15 protein-coding genes are annotated in these 16,838 nt (G+C 35.7%); 12 read left to right on the top strand and 3 right to left on the bottom strand.

Features of this window, described 5'->3' with window-relative positions:
* Positions 1 to 2 precede the first annotated feature (2 nt).
* From lptA to A6B44_RS07665, 5 genes are all read left to right on the top strand, one after another.
* A complete protein-coding gene (lptA, locus tag A6B44_RS07685; protein ID WP_090921227.1) occupies positions 3 to 500 on the top strand; it encodes a lipopolysaccharide transport periplasmic protein LptA in 498 nt (165 codons plus the stop codon).
* Between the two features lie 11 nt (positions 501 to 511).
* Positions 512 to 1,237 (top strand): LPS export ABC transporter ATP-binding protein, encoded by a 726-nt coding sequence (gene lptB / locus A6B44_RS07680; protein ID WP_090921228.1) that lies wholly within the window; start codon positions 512 to 514, stop codon positions 1,235 to 1,237.
* A 38-nt stretch (positions 1,238 to 1,275) separates the two neighbouring features.
* Positions 1,276 to 1,842: a PTS sugar transporter subunit IIA gene (locus tag A6B44_RS07675; RefSeq protein ID WP_090921229.1), complete on the top strand. Its 567-nt coding sequence runs from the start codon at positions 1,276 to 1,278 to the stop codon at positions 1,840 to 1,842.
* Positions 1,843 to 1,863: 21 nt separating this feature from the next.
* A complete protein-coding gene (gene rapZ, locus A6B44_RS07670; RefSeq protein ID WP_090921230.1) occupies positions 1,864 to 2,712 on the top strand; it encodes an RNase adapter RapZ in 849 nt (282 codons plus the stop codon).
* Positions 2,713 to 2,834: 122 nt separating this feature from the next.
* A complete protein-coding gene (locus tag A6B44_RS07665; protein ID WP_090921231.1) occupies positions 2,835 to 4,316 on the top strand; it encodes a Wzz/FepE/Etk N-terminal domain-containing protein in 1,482 nt (493 codons plus the stop codon).
* A gap of 77 nt (positions 4,317 to 4,393) precedes the next feature.
* Here the strand turns inward: A6B44_RS07665 and ampD are convergent, their stop codons facing one another.
* Positions 4,394 to 4,951 carry a 1,6-anhydro-N-acetylmuramyl-L-alanine amidase AmpD gene (gene ampD, locus A6B44_RS07660; RefSeq protein ID WP_090921232.1) on the bottom strand — a complete coding sequence of 186 codons (558 nt, stop codon included), beginning with the start codon at positions 4,949 to 4,951 and terminating at the stop codon, positions 4,394 to 4,396.
* A 61-nt stretch (positions 4,952 to 5,012) separates the two neighbouring features.
* Here ampD and A6B44_RS07655 point away from each other — a divergent pair, with 61 nt between their 5' ends.
* The gene (locus A6B44_RS07655) at positions 5,013 to 5,852 is read left to right on the top strand and encodes a 23S rRNA (adenine(2030)-N(6))-methyltransferase RlmJ (protein WP_090921233.1); all 840 of its coding nucleotides are present in this window, start codon (positions 5,013 to 5,015) and stop codon (positions 5,850 to 5,852) included.
* Positions 5,853 to 5,982: 130 nt separating this feature from the next.
* On the opposite strand, the gene A6B44_RS07650 is transcribed toward A6B44_RS07655, so the two are convergent.
* Entirely contained in the window at positions 5,983 to 8,847 is a 2,865-nt protein-coding gene (locus tag A6B44_RS07650; RefSeq protein ID WP_090921234.1) for a valine--tRNA ligase, read from the bottom strand.
* Between the two features lie 107 nt (positions 8,848 to 8,954).
* Entirely contained in the window at positions 8,955 to 9,395 is a 441-nt protein-coding gene (locus A6B44_RS07645) for a DNA polymerase III subunit chi (RefSeq protein WP_090921235.1), read from the bottom strand.
* A 152-nt stretch (positions 9,396 to 9,547) separates the two neighbouring features.
* Between A6B44_RS07645 and rsmH the strand changes: the two genes are divergently transcribed.
* Genes rsmH through mraY form a run of 6 tightly spaced genes read left to right on the top strand, consistent with a single transcriptional unit; the run spans position 9,548 to position 16,775 of the window.
* Entirely contained in the window at positions 9,548 to 10,501 is a 954-nt protein-coding gene (gene rsmH, locus A6B44_RS07640) for a 16S rRNA (cytosine(1402)-N(4))-methyltransferase RsmH (protein ID WP_090921236.1), read from the top strand.
* Positions 10,502 to 10,509: 8 nt separating this feature from the next.
* Positions 10,510 to 10,821, top strand: coding sequence for a cell division protein FtsL (ftsL, locus tag A6B44_RS07635; protein ID WP_090921237.1), 312 nt, complete (start codon positions 10,510 to 10,512; stop codon positions 10,819 to 10,821).
* Entirely contained in the window at positions 10,822 to 12,816 is a 1,995-nt protein-coding gene (locus A6B44_RS07630) for a penicillin-binding transpeptidase domain-containing protein (RefSeq protein WP_090921238.1), read from the top strand.
* Positions 12,816 to 14,309 (top strand): UDP-N-acetylmuramoyl-L-alanyl-D-glutamate--2,6-diaminopimelate ligase, encoded by a 1,494-nt coding sequence (gene murE, locus A6B44_RS07625; protein WP_090921239.1) that lies wholly within the window; start codon positions 12,816 to 12,818, stop codon positions 14,307 to 14,309. Before A6B44_RS07630 ends, murE begins: the two co-directional genes overlap by 1 nt.
* A complete protein-coding gene (gene murF, locus A6B44_RS07620; protein WP_090921240.1) occupies positions 14,302 to 15,699 on the top strand; it encodes a UDP-N-acetylmuramoyl-tripeptide--D-alanyl-D-alanine ligase in 1,398 nt (465 codons plus the stop codon). Before murE ends, murF begins: the two co-directional genes overlap by 8 nt.
* Entirely contained in the window at positions 15,693 to 16,775 is a 1,083-nt protein-coding gene (mraY, locus tag A6B44_RS07615; RefSeq protein ID WP_090921241.1) for a phospho-N-acetylmuramoyl-pentapeptide-transferase, read from the top strand. The genes murF and mraY overlap by 7 nt, the downstream gene beginning before the upstream one ends.
* Positions 16,776 to 16,838 lie beyond the last annotated feature (63 nt).

Raw genomic sequence — 16,838 nt, 5'->3', positions numbered from 1 at the left:
AAATGAATTTTATATTACGGTTTTTCATTTTGACTATATTATTAGTTATTAATGTACCTGTTTATGCTTTAAATAGTGATACAGAACAACCCATTGATATTGAATCCGCAAGTCAATCTTTTGATATGGAAACAAATACTATCACTTTAAATGGAAATGTAGTTATTACTCAAGGAACAATTAAAATCACAGCAGAAAAGGTGATTGTAGTCCGTCAAGAAAATAAAAGTGAAGTAATGACTGCCTATGGTTCGCCAGTAAAGTTTTATCAAATGCTTGAAAGTGGTAAACCTGTTAATGGTCAAGCTTCCAAAATGCATTATGATTTAGGTTCAGAATTTATAACATTGACGGGTGCGGCTCAATTACAACAACTGGATAGTTCGGTCAAAGCAAATAAAATCACTTATGATGTTAAAAAACAGCAGTTGAAAGCACTTCGAGATGGAAAAATGTCTCGAGTTAAAACAACGTTGATTCCAACACAGTTAAATAAATAGAAAGGTCAATAATGTCAACTCTTTACGTTGAAAATTTAGCAAAAAGTTATAAAGCTCGACAAGTGGTAAAAGACGTTAGTTTGAATGTTGAGTCTGGGGAAATTGTAGGATTATTGGGGCCTAATGGCGCAGGAAAAACAACTACTTTTTATATGGTTGTCGGATTAGTTCGTCATGATGCTGGAAAAATCAAGATAGATAATGAAGATATTAGTTTGCTACCTATGCATAATAGAGCCATTAAAGGTATTGGTTATCTTCCTCAAGAGGCATCTATTTTTCGCCGTTTAAGTGTTTATGATAATTTGATGGCAGTATTACAAGTTCGTAAAGATTTAGATCATTGTCAACGAAAAGCAAGGGCAGATGAATTAATTTCAGAATTTAATATTCAGCATATACGTCATAGTTTGGGACAGTCTTTATCAGGTGGAGAGCGCCGTCGAGTAGAAATTGCAAGGGCATTGGCTGCCAATCCCAAGTTTATTCTTTTAGATGAACCTTTTGCGGGTGTTGATCCTATTTCAGTGATTGATATTAAGCAAATTATTGTAAATTTAAAAGAAAGAGGGCTAGGAGTATTAATCACGGATCATAATGTGAGAGAGACATTAGATGTGTGTGAGCGAGCTTATATTGTGGGCGATGGTAAAATGATAGCAACGGGAACCCCTGCACAAATACTCGAAAATAGTGATGTTAAACAAGTATATCTAGGTGATCAATTTAAACTGTAAATTGGTTTGATAAAACGAATATAAGACTAAAATAAAGAATGAAATTAACAAAATATCTTAAACCAGAGTTAGTTCGTTTAGGTGTCTACCTTTCAAGTAAAAAACGGGCATTGGAAGTAATTGGTACTATGGCCGCCGATTATTTAGTGCAACAATCTTTAGCTTTAGAAGATAATCTATCTGCTGAAGAGTGCTTTTCTTGTTTGTGTAAACGTGAAAAATTAGGCTCAACTTGTATTAATTATGGCATCGCAGCACCACATACGAAGTTTCCAAATTGGCAAGGAGAGGAACCCATTGCTATTTTTTTACAGCTTGAAAATTCAATTGATTATGAAACAGCTGAAAATAAAGAAATAGATTTAATTTTTGCGGTAATTTTTCCTGATCAAGAAAATGAAGAGTATAAAAGCGATTTTCAAAAAATTGTAACCATATTGAATAATAAACAGTTGTCTAAGTTGTTAAGAACAACTAAATTTGTAGAAGATATCTGGTCTGTATTTGATAATGCAGATGTTTTATTAGAACAAAAAAATAAAGAAATTGAAGATAACATACAAGTGACAACAGAAAATAACGAGCAGGAACAAAGTGAAAATTAGTGTGAAATAGAGGAATATAAGATGGAGTTGATTATCATTAGTGGGAGTTCAGGTTCAGGTAAATCTGTTGCACTTAGGGCATTGGAAGATATGGGATATTATTGTGTAGATAATATCCCTCTTTCGTTAATTCCTAATTTGGTGAATATTTTATCCAAAACCAAGCGTTCTATTGTCGTCAGTTTGGATGTACGAAACCTTCCTAATTATATTGAAAAATTAGATGAGGCATTAGCAGAGCTTCCATCATATCTTGATATAAGATTTATTTTTCTGGATTGTGATCCTAATGTTTTGGTTCAACGCTACAGTGATTCTCGTCGTTTACACCCTCTTTCAACTCAAGATCTGTCTCTTGATAGTGCGATTAGATTAGAAACAAAAATATTGGAGCCCTTATATCAATATGCTAATGATATTATTGATACTACCTTTCTTTCCACACATGATTTGGCAGATAAATTACGTAATTTATTACGAGGAGAAGAAAACAGAGAGCTTTATATTATTGTAGAATCATTTGGTTTTAAATATGGTATTCCTTCTGATGCGGATTATGTCTTTGATGTACGCTTTCTGCCTAATCCACACTGGGATATAGATCTACGTCCAATGACAGGTTTGGAACAACCCGTTATAGATTTTTTATCACAACACACTATTGTGAATCAATTTGTTGAACAAACCAACCAATATTTAGTCTCTTGGTTACCTTTTTTAGAAAAAAATAACCGTAGTTATTTAACTATTGCTATTGGTTGCACTGGTGGTAAACACCGTTCTGTTTTTGTCGCAGAACAACTGTATCATTATCTCAAAAATAAAGATTATACAGTGAAGATTAGGCATCGCCAGTTAGAGAATATTTAGTTACAGAAGCATAAAATTTGCTTTGGAATAGTAAACAATTTGTTATAATAGCGATGAATATAGAGTAAAAATAAGTTGTTTTTACGCATTTAATGAAAATAAATAAACATATGGAAAAAAATATGAACGACACAAATAGCCCAATAATTGATGATGAAATTGATTTATTGGCGATTATAAAAAACCTCTTTAGACAAAGAGGTTTAATTATTGCTTTCACACTGGCTTTTTTATTGCTGGGAGGAGCATTCCAATTTTCTAAATTAGCCTTTTATGCACCAAAAGCAGTGAGTTATCCTATTGCGGTAGAATTTATTGCTTCAGGGGATAAAAACTATCCTAATGGAACAAGTTTTTCTCCAGAAGATATTATTAGCCCTGAAAATATTAAATCCTCTTTAGAGAGTACGCATATTGATACGGATATAAAATTGTTTTTTGATGCCATTTCTGTTGATGCCACAAATGCATTAATTAAAGATACGGAAGCATCATTATTACAGAGTTTAGCTCAGAAAAAAATTCCTCAAGAGCAAGTGAAAGAAGTTAAAGAGGCATTAAAATTATTGAAAAATAATACGCAGACTTATATTACTTTGACTTTAGATTTATCTAAAATAAGGCTTGCTGATGAACGGGCTAAAGAATTATTGAAAGTGATAGTAAACACTTGGGCAGAAAATTCAATTAAGAAAGGGTTGATTAATCCAAATATTTCTTATCCTAAGGAAAGTTTTGTTTATGATAAAGAGGCCGCAATTATTGATAATTATGATAAGTTATTGAGTTATAGTAAAGATTTAAGTGCTGCATTTAAAGGTTTATCAGGACTGCAAGGAAGTCACTCAATCTCTATTGGTGATCAAAATCTCAATGATCTAAGTCGTAAGGTGAATGATATTATTAATAATGATATCAATGTTATGCGCTCTTACGCCTACTCAGTTTCTCCAGAGTTAATTAAACACAATAAATTTTTAGAAATACAGATTTTTTCTCAATTAAGAGTAAAAGAGCTAGATAGAGCGGAAATCCAGAAAAAGATAGAGGCTTACGATTTTGTCTTAACAAAATTGAACAGTAACACTGGTGTAAGTACTCACTCACAACAACCTTTGAAACAGCGAGCTATTGAAGCAAATTTAGATCAAAATGTATTAAATGATTTATTAGATTTGGGTTCTAAAGTATCTTCATCAGATCTTAAAAAAGAGATTATTAATAAAAGAATTGCGGCTTCAGAGAAATTATTTTCACTGGAAAAAGAAATTGATATGATCAGTGGTAATATCAATAATGTAGATGTGGAGAACCAACAGAAAGTAGTTAATCTATTACCTTCTATTTTTGCACAAACAGCTGAAAAAATTAATAAATCACAGCAAGTCTTTATGTTGTTATTAGAAAAGTATAATACGCTGTTTCTTAATAAAGGGAGTTCACTATATAGCTCGGTGGCATCGCCTTATGTCGTAAATTCGTTAAGCTTTCCATTGAAAAGAAGCTTGCTTGTACTTTTAGCTGCAACATTTATGGGTTTGTTTATTGGAATTGCAATTGCTTTGATGCGGGCGAGTTTTTTAAATAACCGAAAAAATAGTTGATGTAATGAAAATGCTCCTTAATAGGAGCATTTTTTATAAGCTTAACAATTTTGCATTTTTTTCATCACATCATACCGCTATAGTGTGAGTAATTTTCTATAATATACCCAATCAAAGTACTTACCAGGATCAATTTTACGTAGTGGCGCGATATCGCAATGTCCAACGATACGCTCTAAGGTAATTTGAGGGTAGTGTTGAATGATAATTTTTGTTAATTTAACAAGACTTTGATATTGATATTCCGTAAAAGGTTGTTCATTGCTCCCTTCTAATTCTATCCCAATAGAAAATTCATTACATTTTTCTCTTTTCTGAAAGCAAGAAGTACCAGCGTGCCAAGCCATATCGTTAAAGCTTACATATTGAGTGATCTCACCTAAGCGGTTGATTAAACAATGTGAAGACACTTTTAACTCTTTAATCTCTTCAAAATAAGGATGTAGTTTAGGATCTAAGGTTCCTTCAAAAAATCGATCAATAAAATCTCCTCCAAATTGTTCGGGAGGAAGACTAATGTAGTGAATAACTAATAATGAAATATCATCAACATTAGGACGTTGCGAAAAATGGGGAGAAAGTACCCGCTTACTTTGGGTTAGCCAGCCATTTTTAATATTTAGATCTGATTTCATTCTATAAATTATACTCATATTAAGTTAGAATAGCTTCTATTTTATAAAAAAGAGAACCAAAATGTTAAGTTATCGTCATAGTTTTCATGCAGGCAACCATGCGGATGTATTAAAGCATATCGTTTTACTTTTAATTTTAGAATCATTAAAGCAAAAAGAAAAAGGATTTTTTTATCTTGATACTCATGCGGGTACAGGGCGCTATAGTTTATTGAGTAGAGAAGCAGAAAAAACAGGGGAGTATATTGAAGGTATTGTGCGACTTTGGGATCGCAATGATTTACCTCCAGAGGTCGCTAACTATGTAGCTGAAATTAAAAGGATTAATAAAGAAAAATTACGTTTTTATGCAGGTTCTCCCTTGCTTGCTATACAACAACTTCGAGGGCAAGATAGAGCATTGTTAACAGAGCTTCATCCTAAAGATTACCCGTTATTACGTAATGAATTTGCTAAAAGAGCAAATGTTGTTACCAAACGTGAAAATGGTTTTCAACAATTAAAAGCAGCTTTACCTCCGAAAGAGAAGCGTGGTTTGGTGTTAATAGATCCACCTTATGAATTAAAAGAAGATTATGAATTAGTAGTAACCGCAATTCGTGAAGGCTATAAACGCTTTGCAACAGGTTGTTATGCAATTTGGTATCCAGTTGTATTACGTCAACATATTAAGCGTATGGTACGAGGCTTAGAAGAAACGGGTATTCGTAAAATTTTACAAATTGAACTTGCTGTACGCCCTGATTCTGACCAACGTGGAATGACAGCAAGCGGAATGATAGTTATCAATCCTCCATGGCAGCTAGAAAAACAGATGAAATCCATTCTGCCTTATTTAACTAAAACTCTTGTTCCTGAAGGTACTGGAAGTTGGAAGGTGAGTTGGATTACACCAGAGTAAATCATAAATAAGCGGTGAGTTACAATCAGAAATTTGCAAATTTTTTATTGTAACTCACCGCTTAATATTGTGTTAGTTTTGAGATAACCATAGAGGCATAATAGTTTTATGTCTACTCACTTTAACTTAATTACAGTGCTTCAATTTCTTTATATTGAACTTGTAATTTTTCTAATCCCGCTTGGTAATCTGCCATTTTGGCTTTTTCTTTTTCAATAACCTGAGCAGGTGCTTTGGCAACAAAGGCTTTATTACCGAGTTTTTTCTCAATACGACTAATTTCGTTATGATATTTCTCAATCTCTTTGTTTAAGCGAGCAAGTTCAGCATCTTTATTGATGAAATCAGCCATTGGCACTAACACTTCGGTATTACCCACTAATTTTGCCACGCTAAGGGGTGCTTTTTCATCGGTATTTAGCAAATTCACTTCGTCAAGTTTAGCGATGGCTTTTAATAATTCCTCATTTTGAGCTAACATTACACGGTCATTTTCAGTTGCATTTCTGAATAATAAAGTTAATGCTTTGCTTGGTGCAATGTTGCTTTCTGCACGGATATTACGCACTGCCGTTACCACGTCTTTTAACCAGTTCATTGATTTTTCAGCGTCAAGATCTGTTAATTCGCTTTCCACTTGTGGGAAAGCTTGTAGCATAATGGTGTCAGCTTCAATGTCTGCAAAACCTTTCACTTTTTGCCAAATTTCTTCGGTGATAAATGGCATCATTGGGTGTGATAAACGTAATAATTTTTCTAAAACGTTAATCAAGGTGTAACTTGCACCACGAATTTGAGCTTGTGTGCCGTTTGCAAAAACAGGCTTAGTTAATTCTAAGTACCAGTCGCAGAATTGATTCCAAGTAAACTCGTAAATTGCTGTTGCACACAGGTCAAAACGGAACTGTTTTAAGCTGTTTCTAAATGTTTCAACGGTGCGGTTAAATTCAGATTCGATCCAACGATCTGCCACAGAATATTCGATCTCGCCTTCGCTTAAATCTAATTTTTCATTGGTTAATACAAAACGGCTCGCATTCCATAATTTATTACAGAAATTACGATAGCCTTCAAGACGTTTCATATCCCAGTTGATATCACGTCCGTTGGTTGCTAATGCTGAAAGGGTAAATCGTAAAGCGTCCGTTCCGTGAGCGGCAATGCCATCTTCAAACTGCTTGCGAGTTGATTTTTCAATTTTTGCTGCAAGTTGTGGTTGCATCATATTGCCAGTACGTTTTTTAACAAGCGATTCTAAATCAATACCATCAATCATATCTAATGGATCAAGTACGTTCCCCTTAGATTTTGACATTTTTTGACCATTTTCATCACGAATTAAACCAGTAATATACACCGTTTTGAATGGTACTTGTGGTTTACCATTTTCATCTTTAACAAAGTGCAACGTCATCATAATCATACGTGCAATCCAGAAGAAAATAATATCAAAACCAGAGATCAATACGTCCGTTGAGTGGAACATTTTTAACTCAGGTGTTTGTTTTGGCCAACCTAAGGTTGAGAATGTCCAAAGTGCTGATGAGAACCAAGTATCAAGCACATCATCATCTTGGCGTAATGCGATATTTTCAGCGATATTATGTTTTTGACGCACTTCTGCTTCATCACGACCAACGTAAACATTACCTTGCTCGTCATACCACGCAGGAATACGGTGTCCCCACCATAATTGGCGAGAAATACACCAGTCTTGTAAATCACGCATCCACGAGAAATATAAGTTTTCATACTGTTTTGGTACGAATTGAATATCGCCATTTTCCACCGCTTCAATTGCAGGTTTTGCTAATTCTTGTACCGCAACATACCATTGATCCGTTAGCATTGGTTCAATCGGCACACCACCACGATCGCCATAAGGCACTTTTAATTCGTGTGGTTCAATTTTTTCTAATAAGCCTAATGCCTCTAAATCAGCAACGACTTTTTTACGCGCCACAAAACGCTCTAGCCCACGGAAATCCGCAGGAATTTTAGCGTCAAAATTCGCTAATTCTTTACCGTTTGATCCCACTACTTCTGGCACATCACGGATATCTGCATTGATCGTCATAATGTTGATCATCGGTAAATTATGGCGTTTACCTACTTCATAGTCGTTAAAATCGTGAGCTGGGGTAATTTTAACCACACCCGTTCCAAACTCTTTTTCTACATAATCATCGGCAATAATTGGGATTTCACGGTTTACTAATGGTAATAATACTGTTTTACCGATTAACGCTTGATAACGCTCATCTTCTGGGTGTACCGCAATCGCCGTATCGCCAAGCATTGTTTCAGGACGAGTAGTAGCAATAATTACATAATCTTTGCCGTCTGCAGTTTTCTCACCGTTCGATAATGGATAGCGGAAATGCCACATAGAGCCTTTTGATTCTTTGTTTTCAACTTCTAAATCTGAAATCGCAGTGTGAAGTTTTGGATCCCAGTTTACAAGGCGTTTACCACGATAAATCAAGCCTTCTTCGTGTAAGCGAACGAACACTTCTTTTACTGCTTCCGATAAACCATCATCCATTGTAAAACGCTCACGTTCCCAGTCCACTGAGTTACCTAAACGTTTCATTTGTTCAGAAATTGTGCCACCTGATTGTGATTTCCATTCCCAAATTTTATCAATAAATGCATCACGTCCATAATCGTGACGAGTTTTGTTTTCTTCGGCTGCAATCTTACGCTCAACCACCATTTGCGTTGCGATACCCGCGTGGTCAGTCCCTGCTTGCCAAAGGGTATTGTTGCCTTCCATACGATTAAAACGGATCAAAGTATCCATTAAAGTTTGTTGGAATGCGTGTCCCATATGTAAACTACCTGTTACATTTGGCGGTGGGATAGCGATTGAAAAGCTTGGATTATTTTCCGTCATTGTCGGTTTAAAATAACCACTTTCTTCCCAGTGTTTATAAAGTGCTTGTTCTACTGCGCTGGCATTAAAACGATCTGCCATTTCAAATGTTTGTGTCATTGTGGATTCTCTGTTTTTTGTTTTAATTTTTTAGACAGGGCCGATCCTGTCTTTACGTAGTTTGGTGATAATTTTACAAATTTTTATAAAAATGTAACCGCTTGTTGTTAATCTATTTTCTCAGTATCTAACTGCCAACCTAATTGGCGTAATTGTTTGTAACGTTCACGTGCTTGTACTTTTTGTGTTTCTTCAACAGGGACAAAATCAATAATTTGGTTAAAGCTACTGATAAAATCAGGTAGTTGATTTTGTAAGTTGATCAATAAGTCTCTGCGTTGTGTGTTACGTTTTTCTTTCCAACTTATTTCCACTGGAGTGGCATAAGTTGTGCTTTCACCTGATAGATTATGTGGCACAAACTGATCAGGATCTCTTGCCCATAATACTTCATCAATATTTAAAGCTTGCTCTTCATTTTCGCAACTAATCAATACTCGCTTACCTGATCGCCAAGCTGTTGCTGCCAAATCACATGCTATAGAAATAATAGCATCATATTCGCCTATTTTTTGTTGTTGAAGAAGGTAAAAAGTGGCTTTTTTCACAGATTTTTTTACCAGTTTGAAATAAAAAAGTAATTTTAACTCACTAAAATAAAAATGTACACAGAGGAAGATGGATAAAACAGCTTGCCGTATCAAGTGTAAATCGTTAAAATTTCAAGTTTGTAACTTACTTTTAACTTATTGGTGCAATAATGACGAGCAATGCCCCCCAACATATCACTGTTTTATTAAATGAGGCAGTAGATGGATTAGCGATTAAGCCTGATGGTATCTATATTGATGGTACTTTTGGACGTGGTGGACATTCTCGGTTAATTTTAAGTCAATTAGGAGAAAAAGGGCATTTGATTGCTATCGATCGTGATCCTCGTGCGATTGCCGAAGCTCAAACGATTTCTGATCCTCGTTTTCATATTGAACATAATGCGTTTTCTTTTATTCCTGAAATTTGTGAAAAATTACAATTAACAGGCAAAATTGACGGTATCTTACTCGATCTTGGCGTATCTTCGCCACAACTTGATGAAGCGGAACGGGGCTTTAGCTTTATGAAAGATGGTCCTTTGGATATGCGAATGGATACCACAAAAGGGTTATCCGCAATGGAGTGGTTAGCACGGGTGTCTATTGACGATTTGACTTGGGTGCTAAAAACCTTTGGCGAGGAACGTTTTGCGAAGCGTATTGCGACAGCCATTGTTTCTTATAATCAGTCTCACGTTGAGAAAATCTCTCGTACTTTGCAGCTCGCATCAATTATCGCAGAAGCTGTACCTTTTAAAGATAAGCATAAACACCCTGCTACTCGTTCTTTTCAAGCTATTCGTATTTATATTAATAGTGAACTGGATGAGCTAGAAAAAGCGTTAAATTCGGTTATTGATGTACTTAATGAAGCAGGACGATTGTCTATTATTAGTTTTCATTCGTTGGAAGATAGAATGGTTAAACAGTTTATGCGTAAAAATAGCAAGGGGAAGGTTGTTCCAAAAGGGTTGCCTATTTTAGAAAGTGAGTTAAATAAAGATATTCCTTTAAAAACAGTGGGTAAAGCGGTTAAACCTAGTGTAAATGAAATTAAAATCAACCCACGCTCACGTAGTGCGGTACTACGTGTTGCAGAGAAACGAGTTATAACAAGGTAAAAGAACGAATGGCAAATGAACGTTATCCATTACGACAGGTTATTTTTGATGATTTAGTCAATCATAATAAATTAGCAATTTTTTTGTTGATTTTATTGACAGGCACAGCAATTTCAACGGTTTGGCTCACTCATAAGACCCGCTTGTTGATCGCAGAGCAAGAGCTGTTGGTGAAACAGAAGCATAAATTAAATGATCAATATGTTCATTTACAGCTAGAAGAAAATTCAAAAACACAGAAATTACGTGTTGAGGCAGCAGCAAAGAAATTTGGGTTGCAATCTATTCAGAAAGAGCAAGAAGTGATAATAGTTGAGTAAATGATGGAACCAGCAAAATTAAAATCTCAAAAAAAACAGGCTAAAAAAGCTGTCACAGAAGATAAAGTAAAGAGTTATTTACCTTTTCGATTTTATTGGGTCTATTTTACCATTGCGGTAATGGTATTTGGGCTAATTGGCAAAGTTGCTTATATTCAACTTGTTGATTCAAAAAGATTAATTGAAGAAGCTAATGATCGTTCAATTCGTACTCAGCAGATTCATTTTACACGTGGCCGTATTTTAGATCGTAACCATCGTTTGATTTCAGTGAGTGATCCTCGTTATTCAATTACTTTAGATCCAAAATTATATTTTGAAACTCAAATAAAGCGTAGTCGTAGCCGTTGGAAAATTTTGGCAATGGAAACAGGACGTTCTGCCAGTGAAATTCAAGCCAATTTAAGCCGTTTTTTAAAATCTAAGAAAAAACCTAAATATAATCCTCGAATGATTTTAAATCCTAAAAGTGATAAATATTGGACACTACTTTCACAGGTAACAGGGCTTGATTACAATTTATTGTTGACCAAAGTACACAATAATCCTTATTCAGAGTTTGTACGTTTAGATAAAGACGCTGCAAAAATTGAAAAAATAAAGTGGCAGGCGTTAGCTAAAAATTTAGGACAAACGTATCGTCATTTAATGGCAAAAATATACAAATATTCCCAACGCCGTTTTGCGTATATCGCTCGCCATCGCTCAGAGGAAATCGGGAATTATGCAAAAGAGCTTAAAATTAATGCATTAGTGTTAAAAACAGAATATTTACGTGTTTATCCGTTGGCAGAGGCTGTATCACAGTTAGTTGGTTTTACAGATATGAATGATGAACATGGCATAGAAGGATTGGAAAGAAGTTTTGATTCGTTATTGATTGGTAAGGATGGAAAGAAAGTCATCCGTAAAGATTTTCGAGGTAATGTGATCGAACATATTCGTGATGAAAAACAGTATGATCCTCAAGATGTTGTGTTAAGTATTGATGAAGAATTACAAACGATGACTTATCGTGAGATAAAAAAAGCGGTAATAGAGCAAAAAGCAAAATCAGGTACTGCTGTGTTGGTCGATATTCATACTGGAGAGGTGTTAGCGATGGCAAATGCACCTTCTTTTAATCCAAATAATCGAAAAGAATATAAATCATCTTTAGCACGAAACCTTGCTATTACTGATACCTTTGAACCTGCTTCCACAGTAAAACCTTTTGTGATCTTAACGGCATTACAAAATGGAGTTACTTATAAAGATGAAGTGATTAATACTCGTCCATTTTATATAGGACAAAAGCGTATTCATGATGTTGCTCCACGAGAAAAACTTTCTATTGAAGGAATTTTACAAAAATCAAGTAATGTCGGAGTTAGTCGTCTTGCATTACGTATGTCCCCCAATGTACTGGTAAATACATATTCAAAAGTAGGATTTGGGAAAGATACAGGATTAGGTTTAAATGAACAAATTGGGAGAGATGGAAGTCGTGATCGTTGGTCAGATATTGATCGCGCTGCAATCTCTTATGGTTATAGTCTAATGGCAACACCATTACAAATAGCCAGAGCTTATGCAACACTGGGTAGCTTTGGTATTTACCGTCCTCTTTCTATCACCAAAGTCACTCCTCCTATTATTGGTGAACGTGTGTTACCTGAAAAAATTACGAAAGATGTGGTGCATATGATGGAAAGTGTTGCCAAAAAAGGAGGCGGAGGAGTCAAAGCTGCTGTTGATGGTTATCGTGTGGCGGTTAAAACAGGAACTGCTCAGAAGCTTGAAAAAGGGGTATATGTAGAAAAATATCTTGCTTATACCGCAGGCGTTGCCCCTGCAAGTAATCCACGCTTTGCTTTAGTGGTGCTAATAAATGAACCGAGAGGTAAAAAATATTATGGTGGTGCTATTTCAGCCCCTGTATTCTCAAAAATAATGGGTTATACGTTAAAAGAGCGTAACGTTAAACCAGATAATTTAGGAAATGAAGAAGAATAATGAAACGTTTAATTCATATCATTCCAGAGCTTGCTGAATTACCAGTTATGGAGTTAAATCATATTTGTTTAGATAGTCGTCAAGTTGCACAGGGTGATTTATTTATTGCTCTAAAAGGACATCAAGTTGATGGACGAGATTTTATTCCAACAGCGATAGAACAAGGCGCTTGCTTAATTTTAAGTGAAGCAGAAAACGATCAACAAGCGGTAACATTTGAGCAAAAATTTGCAAAAAATGAAAAAAATCTTACCGCTTGTACTATCCTTTGCATTCCTAATTTAGCACAAAAAGTCTCACAAATCGCAGGTGAATTTTATGCTAATCCTTCAAAAAAATTAACCTTAGTTGGGGTAACAGGAACAAATGGTAAGACGACTGTTGCACAGCTTTTAGCACAATGGCATCACCTAATGGGTGGTAAATCAGCAGTAATGGGAACGATTGGAAATGGTTTGTATCCTAATATGCAAGAGGCGATTAATACAACAGGTTCAGCAGTTGAAATTCAGCAATACTTATCACAATTTGTAGAGCAAAGAGCTGATTTTTGTGCAATGGAAGTATCATCTCACGGTTTAGTGCAACATCGTGTGGAAGCATTGGAATTTGATGTGGCGGTGTTTACCAATTTAAGCCGTGATCATTTGGATTACCATAAAACAATGGATGAATATGAAAAGGCAAAATTTCGTCTATTCAGTGAATTAAATACTCAACATAAAATCATCAATTTTGATGATGAGGTGGGTAAAAAATGGCTCGAACAATTACCGAATGCGGTTGCAGTCAGTTGTGATCCAAAAGCGACAATAACTCAAAAACAGTGGTTACAAGCAACACACATTACTTTTAATCAACAAGGTGCAAGCATTGAATTTTCATCAAGTTGGGGCGATGGCAAAATTGAAAGTAAATTGATTGGAGCATTTAATGTTAGCAATTTACTTACCGCATTAGCGACTTTATTAGCATTAGGACATAATTTGCAAAATTTGATTAAAATCGTACCGCTTCTAACAGGTGTATGTGGACGTATGGAATCATTTAATGCAGAAGGAAATCCAACTGCTATTGTAGATTATGCTCATACGCCAGATGCCCTTGAAAAAGCTTTGCAGGCAGCACGTTTACATTGCGAAGGCGATTTATGGTGCGTATTTGGTTGCGGTGGCGATCGTGATACGGGTAAACGCCCACAAATGGCAGAAATTGCTGAGCGTTATGCAGACAAAGTGATCGTAACGGACGATAACCCACGCACTGAAGATCCTGAAACCATTACCGATGACATTTTAAAAGGTTTTATCAAACCGAAAAAAGTCACGGTAATGCACATTCGACAATATGCAATACAAGAAGCAATGGCAAAAGCTGATTCAAAAGATGTAGTGTTAATTGCGGGTAAAGGACACGAAGATTATCAAATTATTGGTATGAAAAAATATCATTTTTCAGACCAAGAAGAAGTGAAGAAATATATCAATGATTAAATTAAATTTGAAAACGATTGCTGATATTCTCAATGCTCATTTAGTAGGCGATGAAAACATCAGTATTGAAAACATTAGCACCGACACTCGTCAAGCAGTGGAAAATAGACTATTTTTTGCATTAAAAGGCGAAAATTTTGATGCTCATAATTATTTAACCCAAGCCGTTGAGCAAGGTTGTGTAGCGGTTGTGGTTGAGCGAGAAATGGATATCAATGTGCCACAACTGATTGTGAAAGATACTCGTTTGGCCTTAGGTCAGTTGGGAAAATGGCTAAAAGCAAAAATCAATCCAAAAACGGTTGCGATTACTGGATCATCAGGTAAAACAACGGTGAAAGAAATGGTTGCAAAAATTTTGCAAAATGTGACCGCTTGTTCTGATGAGGTGTTGTTTACCTTTGGTAATTTAAACAACGATTTAGGTGTGCCTTTAACCTTGCTACGATTAAATGAAAACCATAAATTTGCGGTGGTTGAGCTAGGGGCAAATCACTTAGGTGAGATTGCTTATACTGTTGATTTGGTGAAACCTGATGCGTGCTTAATCAATAATGTAACCTCTGCACATTTAGAAGGCTTTGGCTCGCTGGAAGGTGTTGCAAAGGCAAAAGGTGAGATTTATCAAGGTTTGGCAGATGATGGCACAGCGATTGTTAATTTAGATTACTCAGAGTGGAAAAATTTATGGCAACAAAGGATCGCAAATAGAAAAACACAAACTTTCTCAGCCAGTGATCAGTCAGTAGATTTTTATGCGAAAAATATTCAATTAACCTTAAATGGTGCAAATTTTATTTTAGGCACGCCACAAGGTGAGATTGAAATTCATTCCTCTTATTTGGGCGAACATAATATCAGTAATGCGTTGGCGGCGACTTCACTTGCGATGGCGGTGGGGGCAGATTTGAAAGCCGTAAAATTAGGTCTTGAACAACAATCAAAAGTAAAAGGGCGTTTGTATCCGATTGAAATCAATGAGAAGTTATTACTGATTGATGATACTTATAATGCCAATGTGGGCTCATTAAAATCTGCGGTTTCAGTATTAAAAAATTACCCTGCATTTAGAATTTTAGCTGTCGCTGATATGGGTGAGTTAGGTAGTGAAAGTAAACAATGTCATCAACAGATAGCGGATTTTGTCAAGGACGCTAAGCTTGATTTGGTGGTTTCTTTTGGTAAAGAAAGTGCGGTGATCAGTAATAATTCCGCACATCATTTTACCAATAAACAAGCAATGAGTGATTTTTTAATGCCAGTAATTTTGCAAAAAGTACAACAAAAGCAACCGCTTGTATTATTGGCAAAAGGCTCACGTAGTCAAAAAATGGAAGAGTTAATCGCTCTTTTAGTTGAACAATTAAGTAATAAGGATGAACAATGTTAGTTTGGCTTGCAGAATATTTAGTGCAATATAACACTGCGTTTAACGTAGTTTCATATATTACATTTCGTGCCATTATGGCGTTATTAACCGCTATGGGGATTGGTTTATGGATTGGACCAAAAGTTATTCGTCGTTTACAAATCTTAAAATTTGGACAAGAAGTACGTCACGATGGACCAGAAAGCCATTATAAAAAGCGTGGCACACCAACAATGGGCGGAATTATTATTCTGTTTGCAATTGGTGTAAGTGTTCTATTATGGGCAAATTTAGCCAACCCTTATGTGTGGTTTGTGATGTTCGTTCTCTTTGGCTATGGCGTAGTTGGTTTTGTGGACGATTACTGGAAAATCACACGTCAAAGCACTGATGGTTTAATCGCTCGCTGGAAATATTTTTGGCTTTCAGTCATCGCATTAGTGGCAATTTTTGGTATGTACGCTATCGGTAAAGACACCGCCGCAACACAATTAGTCGTACCATTCTTTAAAGAATTTATGCCACAGTTAGGGATTTTTTACATTGTTTTAGGTTATTTTGTGATCGTGGGTACGAGTAATGCCGTAAACTTAACAGACGGCTTAGACGGTCTAGCCATCGTCCCAACTATTATGGTTGCAGCTGCATTCGGTTTGATTGCGTGGGCAACAGGGAATATCAACTTCGCTCAATATTTACATATTCCATTTATCAAATTTAGTGGTGAATTAGCTGTTGTGTGTACCGCCATTGTTGGTGCAGGGCTTGGCTTCCTATGGTACAACACCTACCCCGCATTAGTCTTTATGGGCGATGTCGGCTCACTTTCATTAGGCGGAGCATTGGGCGTTATCGCAATTTTAGTTCGTCAAGAATTGTTACTTGTTATTATGGGCGGTGTGTTTGTCGTAGAAACCCTTTCTGTTCTTTTACAAGTTGGGTCATTTAAACTACGAGGAAAACGTATTTTCAGAATGGCACCTATTCATCATCACTTTGAACTCAAAGGCTGGCCAGAACCACGTGTAATTATGCGATTTTGGATTATTACTTTGATGTTGGTGTTGGTGGGGTTAGTGACGTTGAAGTTGAGATAATACAAATATTACGTTAAAAAATAGAAATGATATTTTGATAGTTGATTGTAGCTTAAATCATAC

The sequence above is a fragment of the Pasteurella skyensis genome (assembly GCF_013377295.1).
GTDB classification, from domain to species: Bacteria; Pseudomonadota; Gammaproteobacteria; order Enterobacterales; family Pasteurellaceae; genus Phocoenobacter; species Phocoenobacter skyensis.
This window is presented reverse-complemented; position numbering and strand designations above follow the sequence as displayed.